This is a genomic window from Meiothermus hypogaeus (assembly GCF_003574035.1).
In the GTDB taxonomy this organism is placed as follows: domain Bacteria; phylum Deinococcota; class Deinococci; order Deinococcales; family Thermaceae; genus Meiothermus; species Meiothermus hypogaeus.
In genome coordinates this window covers 1-13,181 of sequence record NZ_QWKY01000080.1, presented here as the reverse complement: position 1 = coordinate 13,181, position 13,181 = coordinate 1, and the positions used below count along the sequence as shown (strand labels likewise).

Sequence of the window (13,181 nt, the reverse complement as noted above, 5' to 3'; positions counted from 1 at the left end):
CCCCAGCGGCGGCCCCGCCGACACCAGCGTGACAAAGGTGGTGCAGGAGCGGGCTAACCAAATTCTCCGCGACGGTCTCATCGAGGTAAAGCGCTGGCCCTTAAGCCAGGCTTTGAATACTGTGCAGGAGTTCGACTTCGTCACGCCCTACGTGCAGCAGTTGAGCAGCATTCTGGATATGGAGGCCATCAAGGCGGCGGGGGTGCGCATTGGGGTAGACCCCCTGGGAGGTGCCTCGCTCGAGGTCTGGCAGCAAATTGCCCAGCACTACGGCCTGAACCTGACCATCGTCAACGAACGCATTGACCCCAGCTTTGCCTTCATGACCGTAGACAAAGACGGCAAAATTCGCATGGACTGCTCGTCGCCCTACGCCATGGCCTCGCTGATTGGCCTCAAGGACCGTTTTGACGTGGCCATCGGCAACGACCCCGACGCCGACCGGCACGGCATCGTGACCCCCGATGGGCTGATGAACCCCAACCACTACTTGGCGGTGTGCATCTTCTACCTTTACCAGCACCGCCCCCAGTGGCGGCCGGATATGGGGGTGGGGAAGACCCTGGTCAGCAGCAGCATGATTGACCGGGTGGCCGGTAGCCTGGGCAGGCGGCTGGTGGAAGTGCCGGTGGGCTTCAAATATTTCGTGGATGGGCTGCTGGCAGGAACCATCGGGTTTGGTGGTGAGGAAAGCGCGGGGGCCTCGTTCTTGCGCAAGGATGGTTCGGCCTGGAGCACCGACAAGGACGGTATCATTCTGGGTTTGCTGGCCGCCGAGATTCTGGCCAAAACCGGCAAATCGCCCAGCCAGCACTACCGCGACCTGGAAGCAAGGTTTGGCGCCTCGGCCTACACCCGCATCGACGCCGAGGCCAACAGCGCCCAGAAAAAAGCCCTGGCCAACCTCTCGCCCGAGATGGTCACGGCTACCGAGCTGGCCGGTGAGCCCATTCGGGCCAAACTGACCCGCGCCCCCGGCAACAACGAGCCCATCGGGGGACTCAAGGTCGTAACCGAGAACGCCTGGTTTGCTGCCCGGCCCTCGGGCACCGAGGACGTGTACAAGATTTATGCCGAGAGCTTCAAGGGCCAAGCACACCTAGAACACGTGCTGATCGAGGCCAGGGAAGTGGTGAATGCGGCTTTCAGGGCGGCGGGGGTTTTGTGAAGATCGGGGTGGTTGCCCAGGCGTAAAGCCACGAGGTATGCAGGACATACTCGAGGTCATCGGCAGGTGTAGGTAAAACCGTTGCTAAAGACTTGCTCAACGCCAAGGTTAACCTTGGCTGAATAGCTTCTCACGCCTGCCAGACGGTGTATTCTACCCTGGGGGTGGAGGAGGCCATACATGAAGCGAATCTTCTCAACGGCACTTGGATTTCTACTAGCAGGCTCCGCTCTGGCTGCGCCCGAACTAAGCCCTCAGAGCATCATCGTCAACCCGGTACCCACCGACCTGCAGGTGCGGGTCTGGGTCAACAAAGACCCCGCCAAAACCGGCAACCCGGTTTATCAGATTGGGGAGCGCATCCAGGTTTCGGTGCAGGTCAACCAGGAGGCCTATGTCTACATTTTCAGCGTCAAGTCCACGGGCGAGATTGGCCTGATTCTGCCCAACGCCTTCGACCAGAACAACCTGCTGCGGGCCGGCGAGACCCGTACCTTCCCACCGGCAACCGGCGCCCGCTACAGCCTGGATGTGGGGGGCCCGGAGGGCCAGGACCGGGTGCTAGCCGTGGCCAGCCGCCAGCCGCTTTCGCTCGCACAGATTGCCAACATCCAGACCGGGCAGGTAAACGTGCAGGGCGCCGATAACCTGGCCCGGGCGCTTTCGATTGTGGTTACGCCGCTGCCCGAGCGCGACTGGGTGAGCAACGTGGCCTTTTTCATCGTGGGGCGGGCGGCTGTTACACCGGTACAGCCGGTACAGCCCGGAACGGGAACCCTGAGTGTGAACTCCAACCCTTCGGGCGCTCAGGTGCTGGTGGAAGGCCGTGTGGTGGGCAGTACGCCCCTAAACCTCGTGGTGCGCCCCGGTCGTGTGGATGTGGAACTGCGCCTGGGTGGCTACCAACCTTTCCGTACCTCGGTGCAGGTTCGCCCTGGCGAGACTGCGGTGGTAAACGCCAACCTGACCCCAGTGGTACAGAACGGTCTATTGCAGATAAGCTCCAACCCACAGGGGGCTCAGGTGCTGGTGAATGGCCGGGTGGTGGGCAATACTCCCCTCAACCTGACCGTGCAGCCGGGCCGCTACGACATCGAACTGCGCCTGGGTGGCTACCAGGGGTTCCGTACCTCGGTGGCGGTGGGCAACGGGCAGACCGTGCCGGTGAATGTGAACCTGCAGGCCCTGCGGGGAGCGCTCGAGGTTTTCACCAACGTGGAGGCCCGCATCTTCCTGGATGGGCGCGAGGTGGGCCAGACCCGAGGCGGCTTCCTGCGGCTCGAGGATGTAGAACCGGGCAATGTGCAACTGGTGGCCTTAGCGCCGGGCTTCCGGGTCGAGGTGCGCGACGTGCGGGCCGAGCCGGGACGGGTGATACAAGTCCGCTTGAACCTGAACCGCGCCCGCTAACTTTTTTTAGCTGTCTGAGCCAAGACGAGGTGGCGGCATGCCGCCTCGTCTATTTTTTCACATGTCGGTCATTCGCACTCAGGCTTGGAACGAGAGACCTGATACCGGATTCAAAAAGACAGTTTACAAAACCAAAAACACCAGAGGCTGTCTTTTTGAATCCTAGAGCACACCCCTCCCTTGAGTACCGGCGCTAGCCGGGGGCCGATGGCCCTTCACTGTCGGTCGGCGAAGAAAGCGTCTCCCTTCCAAGGGGCGGTATCGCCCTCCGCTACGCGGATAATTTCGGTCGGGTTAGTTCGTCACCCTTTGGTGACGAACTAACCGAATCTGGTATGAAACATGCGACACGGCCTTCAGCCTTGATTACATAACCTCCAGCAAAGCAAACTTCAGATAGTGCGTTTCCGGCACATTGAGCAGCACCGGATGGTCCCAGCCCTGGCCGCGCTTCTCCAGGACCCGCACGGTGCGGTGGGCGTCGGCGGCGGCCTCGGCAAGCATTTGATAGAAGAGCGGTTCGCTTAGGTGGTGGCTGCAAGAAGCGGTGGCCAGGATGCCTCCGCTGGGCAGGAGCTTCATGGCCCGCAGATTGATTTCTTTGTAAGCCGCGTAGGCCCGTTCCACATCGCGCTTGCCCTTGGCAAAGGCGGGTGGGTCTAGCACAATCAGGTCGTACAAACTGCCGCGTTTTTCTTCCTCCCGTAAAAACTCAAAAGCATTGGCTTCTCTGGTGCTAATGTTGTTAATGCCGTTGATTGTGGCATTCTGAAGAGCCCTTTGTAGTGCAGCGGCCGAGCTGTCTACGGCTATCACTTGTTCAAAACCTCTGGCCAGATGCAGCGCAAACGAGCCGTGATAGCTGAACACGTCCAGGGCTTTTTTGCCAGCGAAGCTCCCCAGACGGATACGGTTGTCGCGCTGGTCGATAAAGGCACCGGTTTTCTGGCCTTGTGTAAGGTCTACTCGGTACCGAACAGAACCCTCCTGCACCATCACAAAGTCGGGCACCTGGCCCAGCAAAGCCCTGACGTGCAGGGGCAGCCCCTCCAGGCTGCGGGACTTCTGGTCGTTTTTGGCCAGCAGACTGTGCAGGGGAATCTCGGCTCGAATAACCTCCACCAAGGCTTCGGTGAGCGGCTCGAGGGCAGCCGACCCCACCTGTAAAACCCCGTGTCCGGCGTAGTAGTCGAGCACCAGGGCCGGGAGCAGGTCGCCCTCGGCATGTACAAGCCGGTAAGCCCCGCCGGGTTCCTGGGCAATGGCGGGTTTGCGCCGTGTCAGAGCTTTGCGGAGGTGCTCGAGCAGCACCTCCAGAGGGCGCTCCGTGTCCTGGAAGCTAAAAACCCGTACCGTGATCTCGGAGGCCGGGTTGTATAAGGCCATCCCCAGAACGCCCCTGTTTGATTGAACCGGGTACAAACCGGGGCTGTCCGGCCCTTCTAGCACATCGCTTCGATAAACCCAGGGGTGATGGGCCAGCAGGCGGGCCGCACCTTTGGGGGTCACTCGAACCTTCACCAAATGAGTCTAACACCAGATTTGGATATACCTGGCCCTGGACTTGAGGTATATGTGTGGAATTTTTCTATGTCTTGCGGGGCGCGGCAATGCATCTTTGGCTTGAAGAAACGTGTAAATGTGTGCTTTCCTGCAAAAACAGGATGAGGGTCTCTATTGTATGCTGTCTCGCGTTGACATGAATCCTGAGAAATCGCTATGATTTTTAGGGTTCATTTTGAGCAAGTTTTCACTTGCTCACTTTCCCGCTGTACGAACGTTGAACGACGGTAGCAAGAAAGGAGGGAACGTGGCTGGATCAGGACTCATAAAAAGCCTTGCAGATCGTGAGCAAGCCTTGGCCAAGCAACTTGAAGACGCCAAGCTGGCCGCCCTGGCCAAGGTTCGGGAAGCAGAGGCTAAAGCCGCCCAAATACTGGCTGAAGCAGAGCAGGCTGCGCGGGACTTGGAAGCCCAGTATCGAGCCCGCACCGCCGAGGCGGTAGCCAAGATTGAAAGCGAAGCCAGGGCTAAAGCCGAAGCCGAAGCCAAAGCCATCGCTGAGGCGGCAACGGCCAAGGTAGCCGGGGCGGTTCAGGCGGTGCTGGAGGAGGTACTGCCTTGATCGCCCCCATGGAAAAGCTGATTGTGGCGGGGCCTAAGCGGCTGGCAAGAGCGCTTTTGACCGAACTGCAAAAAGCCGGGGTGGTGCACATTGACCCCCTGCGGCCCGATGAACTGAGCGAATACCGGCTATCTCCGGCTGAAGAAGCCGAGCTCAAACGCTGGGAAACGGTGGCCTCGCAGGCCGAGCAGTCGCTGCAAGTGGCTGGCCTGGCGGCGGTGCCGAGCAGCAAGCCGTTTGGGGGTTCGCTGGAAGAGGCCGAGGCTACCCTCCGACCTGTGGCCAGCCGGGCCGAGGTGCTGGGCAAGGAGCGGGCCGCGCTCGAGGAAGAGATTCAAACCATCGAGCTGTTCGGTAAAGCAGCCGAGAAGCTGGCATCGCTGGTACAGGGCCTGGACGAGAGCCCTCGGCTGGGGGTGATACCATTCTTGCTCGCCAAGCCGGAGGAGCTCGAGGGGGTACGCAAAGCCCTGCAAGAAGCCTTGCCCGACCGCTTTGTGCTCGAGGCAGAGCCCCTGGAAAACCAGCTGGCAGCGGTGGTGGTGGTCAAGCGCGGGGAACTGGAAACAGCCCGCTCGACCCTATCGCGCCTGGGACTGGGCGAGTTGCGCTTTCCGGGTACCTACGGCACCCTTCCGCTTTCCAAAGCGGCGGCCCGCATGAAAGAACGGGCCAGGCTGGCCCCCGAGGAGCTCGTAGGCATCCGCGAGGAGATTGCCAGGCTCAAGAAGGAGTCGGCGGAGGCCCTGACGCTTTTGTGGACCCGGGCCAAAGACGAAGTGGCTCGCTACAAGACCTGTGCCGATATGGCCGCAGGTCAGTATGGGATTGCCTTAATGGGCTGGGTTCCCCAGAAGGCCAAGGGGCGGGTGGAGGAGGCGTTGGGCCGCCTGCGCGACCAGATTGTCTACACCTTCGAACCTGTGGATGAGCACCACGAAGGGCATCAGGTGCCCGTAACCCTGGAAAACCCGGCCTGGGCCAAGCCCTTCGAGCTCTTGCACGGCTTCCTCAATACTCCCCGCTACGGCACCTACGACCCCACCCTGATGATTGCCGCCTTCTTTCCTTTCTTTTTTGGAATGGTGGTGGGTGACATCGGAATTGCCCTTTTGTTCGGTTTGCTGGCTTACTGGTTGGGCTCCCTGGCTAAAGCCCGCAAGAACCTGGTTATCGGCTTCCTGGGCGCCAACTTTGGCCCGGATGTGGTGGGCAGTCTCTCCAAGGTACTGTGGTGGATGACCGGCTGGGCGGTGGTCTGGGGCTTCATCTACGGCGAAGCCTTTGGAACCTTCCTGGAAAAGCTCAAAATTCTGCCGGGGGGTGGCACCATCTTCTATGACCCCAACCACGGTGGCCAAGGGCTTATCCCCGTGACCATCAACCGGCTCGACTTTGAGCAAACCGCTACCTTCTTGATGCTGGCCAGCATTGCATTTGGGGTGATCCAGGTGCTCTATGCCTTTATCATCCGTATGCAGCAAGGCCTCAAACATGGCCATATGAGCCACTTCTGGGAAGGCTTGGGGTATCTGGCGGGTTGTGTGGGCCTCATCGCTTTTGCCTACAACTACCTGACCCAGTCCAACAGCGGCCTGCTCACGGCCATTCTGGTGATAGGGTTGCTGGTTTTCGTTATTAGCGCCCTGCTGGCCAAGATGCCTTTGATGATCGCCGAGCTGCCTTCCAAGGGCGGCCAGATCCTGAGCTACATCCGTATCTATGCAGTTGGGGTGGCCGGGGCGCTGCTGGCCAGCCTGGCCAACCAGGTGGGCTTTGGTATGGCCGAGCGACTGGGTTTTGTGGGTGGCATCCTGGGTTTTGTGGTGGGTCTGATCATCCTTCTGGCGGTTATCATCATCACTACCCTGGGCCACGTGTTGCAGCCCGTTCGTTTGCTTTGGATCGAGTTCGGCACCAACTTTGGTTTTTACGATGAGAGCGGTCGCCCCTACCGTCCCTTCAAGTCGGTGCGCGGTGAGGAGCGTTGAGGGCGTGCAGGCTTACCCTGGCACGCCGGTAGCGTTAATCCACGAAGTGCTGGGATTTCCTGGCAGGTTGGAATCAAAAAGAGGAAAAGGAGAACGAGCATGAAGATTGCCAAAGCTGCTAAGTTGGTTTCGGTTTTTGTTTTTGCCCTTTTGGTTACCATCGCATTCGCTGCAGAAGGTGAAGCGGCTGCGGGTGCGAACTATGCGGCCATCGGTAAAGGTCTGGCCATTGGCCTGGGGATTCTGGGCACTGGTGTGGCCCAGTCGGCCATCGGTGCGGCAGCCCTGGGGGCAGTGGTGGAGGATCGCCGCAACTTTGGTACGGCCCTGTTGTTCTTCCTGCTCCCCGAGACGCTTGCCATCTTCGGTCTGGCTTTCTCGTTCCTCATCAACTAATGCGGATGGCCGATAGCCATGGCTCATAGCCTTTCCTCTAACCATCTGCTAGCAGCTATCGGCTATCGGCAAGAAGCTTAAAGAGGAGCAAAATGTCGAAACTAGAAGATATTCTTCAAAATGAAGTGTCAGCCGAGATTGGCGCCATTGCCGCCGAGGCAGAGGCCAGGGCTAAAGCCATTCTGGACTCGGCCCTGCAAAAAGCCCAGGCCCTCAAGGCAAACAAAGAGCGCCAGCTCGAGGCTGAACACCAGGCTCAGTTGCGCCGGGCCGAGAGTGCGGCCGAGCTGCTGGTGAACCAGGCCCGCATTGCGGCTCGGGGCAGGGTGGTGGATCAGGTCAGAGTGGAAGCGCAACGGGCTCTGCAAGACCTGACCGGCCGCCCCGAGTTCGGCCAGACCCTCCAAAAGCTGGCCGAGGAAGCGCTGGCGGCTGTTGGAGAGGCGGAAGCCCTGGTGCTGCACCCCAACCACGCCGGCTTGCTGGCCGAGTGGGCCAAAAGCAAAGGATTGGAACTCAGAACCGACCCCGCCATTCGCGACGGGGTGCGACTGGTGGCTAAAGGGGGGCGGTCTTTTGTACAGAATGCCTTGAGCGAGCGCCTCGAGCGGGCCTGGGACGCCTTGTCGGCCAAGGCGGCCAGGGCCATCTGGGGGTAGGTATGGCAGGTAGCGGCTTCGCATACCTCAATGCCCGCCTGCGGGCTCGGCGCAGCCAGATGGTTCCCGAGGCGTTTTTCCAGCAGGCGACCGGGCAGTCCTACCCGGACTTTGTGCGCTCGCTGGGGGACACCGTCTACGGCCCGGACATGGTTGGCGATTCTCTGGCCGATGTGGATCGGGCCGTCACCAACCACATGCAACGCATGGTTGCAGATTTGCCTGGGCTGGCAAGCGGCAACATGCGTGAAGCGGTCAACCTGCTGCTGTTGCAGTCCGACCTGGTCAATCTCAAAACCATTCTTCGCGGTAAGGCGGCGGGTCAGTCGGCAGAGGAGATCAAGGGCAAACTGATCAGCGGAACCCTGTCCGATGTCCTGATCAATACCCTGCTGCAAGCCCCTGATGCAGCCAGCATGGCCCAGGTTCTGCAGCTTCCTACCCACCCTCTGGCCAAGGCTTTGCGCAACGCGGCCGCTGGCAACCCCGACCCGCTGGCCCTGGAGGTGGCCCTCGACCGCGATTTCTACGCCCACAGCCTCGAGAAGGCCCGCCGCCTGCGGGAGCCTGCGCTGGCTTCCTACTTTGCGTTGCAGGTAGACGCCCTCAACCTGGCTACCGCCTTCAAGCTGCACGCCCTCGGGGCAGGCAACGCCGAAGGCTACCTTATCCCCGGAGGCAGCACCGTCAATCAGGTGCTCTTCGGCCGAGTGGCCGCGGGCGACTTTGGGGCCATGGAAGCCCTGAGCGGTACGCCTTTGGCGGCGGCCTCGAGCGCCCGCACGCTGGGCGAGCTCGAGCGGGCCCTCCGGCGAATCCTGCTGGACAAGGCGGCCCAGGGGGGTAAGGACACCCTGGGGGCCGGCCTGGCCCTGGACTACATCCGCCGCAAGGAGTGGGAAGGTGCGCGCATCCGCCTGCTGGCCCGGCGGGCGTTCTACAACCTGCCCCCCGAAGCGGTGGCAAAGGAGGTTGCATGAAAATCGGCGTTCTAACCGATGCCGAGACGGCCTCCGGCTACCGTATCGCGGGCCTCGAGGCGGTCACGGCCACGGCCGACGAGGCGGCCAAAAAACTCATCGAAATGATCCAGTCCAACCAGTATGCCCTGGTGGCAGTGGATCAAAACCTGCTGCCCGACCCCAACAAGGCTACCGAGCGGGTCATGCGGGGGCGTAATGCGCCGGTTTTGCTTTCGCTGCCCAACCTGCTCGATAGCTTTAGCGGTGGGGGCGATGCCAAGGCCTATATGCGCCGGTTGGTGCGGGAGACGATTGGGTTCGACATCAAACTATAGGCCCATAACAGATGGCTTACAGCCAAGTGGCCAAAATCCCGTAGCTATTTGCTGACAGCCATCTGCATCCGACAAAGGAGGATATGTGGGAACCATCAAAAAAATCGCAGGGCCGGCGGTGATTGCCGAGAACCTGCAAGGCGCCAAGATGTACGACATCGTGCGCGTCGGTAAGGAAAAACTGGTGGGTGAGATCATCCGTTTGGATGGGAACACCTGCTTCGTACAGGTCTACGAAGACACCAACGGGCTGCAAGTGGGGGAGCCGATTGTGACTACGGGGCTGCCGCTGGCCCTCGAGCTGGGCCCTGGTTTGCTCAACGGTATCTTCGACGGAATTTTGCGCCCCCTGGACAAGATTCAGGCGGCCTCGGGCATCTTCATCAGCCGGGGCATCGAGGTGAGCTCGCTCGACCGCACCAAGAAGTGGGACTTCACCCCCCTCAAGAAGGTAGGCGACGAGGTCAAGGGGGGCGATATCCTGGGCACGGTGCCCGAGTTCAGCTTCACCCACAAGATTCTGGTTCCACCCGACAAGGGCGGCAAAATCAAGAGCATTGTGGGCGCAGGGCAGTACACCATTGACGACACCATCGCCGAGCTGGAAGATGGCACCAAGCTGCGCCTGGCTCACTACTGGCCGGTGCGCAAGGCCCGTCCCTTCCAGCGCAAACTCGACCCCAACCAGCCCTTCCTGACCGGGATGCGGATTCTGGACGTGCTCTTCCCTCTGGCGGCGGGGGGTACGGCGGCCATTCCTGGTCCCTTCGGCTCGGGCAAGACCGTGACCCAGCAGTCCATCGCCAAGTTCGGCGATGCCAACATTGTGGTCTACGTGGGCTGTGGTGAGCGCGGCAACGAGATGACCGACGTACTGGTGGAGTTTCCCGAGCTAGAAGACCCCCAGACCGGCCGCCCTCTGATGGAACGCACCATCCTGGTAGCCAACACCTCTAACATGCCTGTAGCGGCCCGCGAGGCCAGCCTCTATACCGGCATCACCCTGGCCGAGTACTTCCGCGACCAGGGATACAAGGTCTCGCTGATGGCCGACTCCACCAGCCGCTGGGCTGAAGCGCTGCGCGAAATCGCCTCACGCCTCGAGGAGATGCCCGCCGAAGAAGGCTATCCACCCTACCTCTCCTCGCGTCTGTCGAGCTTCTATGAGCGGGCCGGTAAGGTGGTTACCCTGGCGGGCGAGCAAGGAGCAGTTTCGGTGATTGGGGCGGTCTCGCCGGCGGGTGGTGACTTCTCTGAGCCGGTCACCCAGTCCACCCTGCGGATTACGGGGGGTTTCTGGGCGCTCGATGCTGGGCTGGCCCGTGCCCGTCACTTCCCCGCCATCAACTGGGCCCGTTCGTACTCGCTCTTCTTGAACATCTTGGAGCCCTGGTACCGCGAGAACGTGGCCCCCGACTACCCCGAGGTGCGTACCCAGATCATTACCCTGCTGCAGCGCGAAGCCGAACTTCAGCAGGTGGTGCAACTGGTGGGCCCCGACGCGCTGCAAGATGCGGAGCGGCTTTCGCTCGAGATCGGCCGCATTGCCCGCGAGGACTTCCTGCAGCAAAACGGCTACGACCCGGTGGATGCAAGCTGCTCGATGGCCAAGGCCTACGGCATCATGCAGATGATCATCGCAGCCTACAAACAGGGCGAAGTTGCCCTCTCTAAAGGCGGCACCATCGCTGATTTTCTCTCCGACCCGGTGATCGAGAAAATCGGACGCGCTCGATACGTCCCCGAAGCCGAGTTCCCTGCCTACAAGGCCGAGTTCGACCAGATGATCAAGACCGCCTTCATGGGTGCGGTCAAGGCGTAGGGAGGTTCTGATGCTGAAGAAAGAATACAACGCCGTAACTTACGTCTCGGGCCCGCTCTTGTTCCTGGAGGGGGCCGCCGACCTGGCCTACGGCGCCATTGTGAACATCGACGACGGCTCGGGCCGGGTGCGCGGCGGTCAGGTGATTGAAGTCTCCGACCAGTACACCGTGCTACAGGTCTTTGAAGAGACCTCGGGCCTGAACCTCGACAAGACCACCGTCTCGCTGGTGGAGGACGTGGCCCGCCTGGGTGTTTCCAAGGAGATGGTGGGACGCGCCTTCAACGGGATTGGCCGCCCCATCGACGGCCTGCCCCCGGTGGTGGCCGACAAACGCCTGCCCATCAACGGCGCGCCCATCAACCCGGTAGCCCGCGAGAAACCCGAGGAGTTCATCCAGACCGGGGTGAGCGCCATTGACGTGAACATGACCCTGGTGCGGGGTCAGAAGCTGCCCATCTTCTCTGGTTCGGGTCTGCCCCACAACGAACTGGCTGCCCAGATTGCCCGTCAGGCCAAGGTGCTGGGCGAAGGCGAGGGCTTCGCAGTGGTGTTTGCCGCAATGGGCATTACCCAGCGCGAGGTGAGCTACTTCATGCAGGAGTTCGAGCGCACCGGGGCGCTCTCGCGCTCGGTGCTGTTCCTCAACAAGGCCGACGACCCCACCGTGGAGCGCCTCCTGACCCCCCGCATGGCCCTCACCGCCGCTGAGTACCTGGCCTTTGAGCACGACTACCACGTGCTGGTTATCCTCACCGACCTGACCAACTACTGTGAGGCCCTGCGCGAGATCGGCGGGGCCCGCGAGGAGATTCCCGGCCGCCGGGGCTACCCCGGCTACATGTACACCGACCTGGCCTCGCTCTACGAGCGTGCCGGGGTGGTACACGGCAAGAAGGGTTCGGTCACTCAAATCCCCATCCTCTCGATGCCGGGCGACGACATCACCCACCCCATTCCCGACCTGACCGGCTACATTACCGAGGGCCAGATTTTCATCGCCCGCGACCTGGCCCAGCAGGGCATTTTCCCGCCCATCAACGTCCAGCCCTCGCTCTCGCGTCTGATGAACAACGGCATCGGTAAGGGTAAGACCCGCGCCGACCACAAGGAGTTGGCCGACCAGCTCTTCTCGAGCTACGCCCGTGGGGTAAACCTGCGCCGCCTGGTGGCCATTACCGGCGAGGATGCGCTGACCGAGATTGACAAGAAGTATTTGCGCTTTGCTTCCAACTTCGAGCAGAAGTTCATCAACCAGGGCCAGAAGGAACGTTCCATCGAGGAGAGCCTGAACATCGGCTGGGCCTTGCTCGCCGACTTCCCTGCTTCGGAACTCAAGCGCATTCGTCGTGAGTATATCGAGCAGTACCACCAGAAGACGGGCAAGCTGGAAGAGCTGGTGGGTGCGTGAGGAACTGCTGATAGCCAATAGCAAAGACTGCTATTAGCTATCAGCTATTCGCACACCGGAGGTGCTAATGGCTGAACAAGTCTCACCTACACGCTCCACCCTGCTGGCCAAGCGCGACCAAAAGCGACTGGCCTTGCAAGGCGTTGACCTGCTGAAGAACAAGCGGGATGCCCTGATTGGCGAGTTTTTTGCCCTGGTGCAAGACTCGCTCAAAGCCCGCGAGGCCCTGAACAGCGCAGCCAAGGACGCCTACTTTAGCTTGCTGATAGCCAAGGCTTTCGATACCCCTGAGGCGGTGGAGTCGCTTTCGGGTACTCCCATCGATGTACACATGGAAGTGGAAAGCCTCTATGGGGTAAAAGTACCCAAGATTTCTGCGCCCAGCTCGGACGGTAGCCTGGCCTTCAGCCCGATTGGGGTGGGCGCCAAAACCCTCGAGGCAGCTACGGCCTTCCGCAGGCTGGCCGAAGCCATCATCGCTGTGGCCAACACCGAGAACCGCTTGCGCAAAATCGGCGAAGAGATCAAGAAAACCAACCGCCGGGTCAACGCCCTGGAGCAAATCTCCATCCCCGAGATCAACGAGCAAATCAAGTTCGTCACCGATACCCTCGACCAGCGGGCGCTGGAAGAGGTGACCACCCTCAAGCGCATCAAGGCCGCCATTTTACGGCGTGAGGCCGAGGAAACCGGTGAGGTCTCGGCGCATATCGAAAAAGGTGCTGGGTTGTAAGGATCCATGGTTGGGTGGATTTGTACCGTTCGGTGACGAACTAACCCGACCGAAGTTATCCGCGTAGCGGAGGGCGATACCGCCCCTTGGAAGTTATCCGCGTAGCGGAGGGCGATACCGCCCCTTGGAAGTTATCCGCGTAGCGGAGGGCGATACCGCCCCTTGGAAG

General features: G+C 61.0%; 12 protein-coding genes. 11 read left to right on the top strand and 1 reads right to left on the bottom strand.

The window, feature by feature from the left end:
* Together Mhypo_RS14915 and Mhypo_RS14910 are read left to right on the top strand one after the other, a co-directional pair.
* On the top strand, positions 1-1,168 hold a 1,168-nt coding region (locus tag Mhypo_RS14915), incomplete at its 5' end, for a phosphoglucomutase (RefSeq protein ID WP_119342074.1).
* A 180-nt stretch (positions 1,169-1,348) separates the two neighbouring features.
* Complete coding sequence (locus tag Mhypo_RS14910) at positions 1,349-2,578, top strand: PEGA domain-containing protein (protein WP_119342072.1); 1,230 nt, start codon at positions 1,349-1,351, stop codon at positions 2,576-2,578.
* Between the two features lie 366 nt (positions 2,579-2,944).
* Here Mhypo_RS14910 and Mhypo_RS14905 read toward each other — a convergent pair whose 3' ends face one another.
* Positions 2,945-4,099: a 23S rRNA (cytosine(1962)-C(5))-methyltransferase gene (locus Mhypo_RS14905; RefSeq protein ID WP_119342073.1), complete on the bottom strand. Its 1,155-nt coding sequence runs from the start codon at positions 4,097-4,099 to the stop codon at positions 2,945-2,947.
* A 289-nt stretch (positions 4,100-4,388) separates the two neighbouring features.
* Between Mhypo_RS14905 and Mhypo_RS14900 the strand changes: the two genes are divergently transcribed.
* From Mhypo_RS14900 to Mhypo_RS14860, 9 genes are all read left to right on the top strand, one after another.
* Positions 4,389-4,703: a V-type ATPase subunit subunit G family protein gene (locus tag Mhypo_RS14900; RefSeq protein ID WP_119342071.1), complete on the top strand. Its 315-nt coding sequence runs from the start codon at positions 4,389-4,391 to the stop codon at positions 4,701-4,703.
* Positions 4,704-4,711: 8 nt separating this feature from the next.
* Complete coding sequence (locus tag Mhypo_RS14895) at positions 4,712-6,694, top strand: V-type ATP synthase subunit I (protein WP_119342070.1); 1,983 nt, start codon at positions 4,712-4,714, stop codon at positions 6,692-6,694.
* A gap of 99 nt (positions 6,695-6,793) precedes the next feature.
* Complete coding sequence (locus Mhypo_RS14890) at positions 6,794-7,090, top strand: F0F1 ATP synthase subunit C (protein WP_119342069.1); 297 nt, start codon at positions 6,794-6,796, stop codon at positions 7,088-7,090.
* A 92-nt stretch (positions 7,091-7,182) separates the two neighbouring features.
* Positions 7,183-7,749: a V-type ATP synthase subunit E gene (locus tag Mhypo_RS14885; protein WP_119342068.1), complete on the top strand. Its 567-nt coding sequence runs from the start codon at positions 7,183-7,185 to the stop codon at positions 7,747-7,749.
* Positions 7,750-7,751: 2 nt separating this feature from the next.
* Entirely contained in the window at positions 7,752-8,729 is a 978-nt protein-coding gene (locus tag Mhypo_RS14880) for a V-type ATPase subunit (protein WP_119342067.1), read from the top strand.
* Positions 8,726-9,046, top strand: coding sequence for a V-type ATP synthase subunit F (locus tag Mhypo_RS14875; protein WP_119342066.1), 321 nt, complete (start codon positions 8,726-8,728; stop codon positions 9,044-9,046). The genes Mhypo_RS14880 and Mhypo_RS14875 overlap by 4 nt, the downstream gene beginning before the upstream one ends.
* 85 nt (positions 9,047-9,131) lie before the next feature.
* Positions 9,132-10,868, top strand: coding sequence for a V-type ATP synthase subunit A (locus Mhypo_RS14870; protein ID WP_119342065.1), 1,737 nt, complete (start codon positions 9,132-9,134; stop codon positions 10,866-10,868).
* A gap of 10 nt (positions 10,869-10,878) precedes the next feature.
* Entirely contained in the window at positions 10,879-12,279 is a 1,401-nt protein-coding gene (locus tag Mhypo_RS14865; RefSeq protein ID WP_119342064.1) for a V-type ATP synthase subunit B, read from the top strand.
* Between the two features lie 67 nt (positions 12,280-12,346).
* Positions 12,347-13,012 carry a V-type ATP synthase subunit D gene (locus tag Mhypo_RS14860; RefSeq protein WP_119342063.1) on the top strand — a complete coding sequence of 222 codons (666 nt, stop codon included), beginning with the start codon at positions 12,347-12,349 and terminating at the stop codon, positions 13,010-13,012.
* Positions 13,013-13,181 lie beyond the last annotated feature (169 nt).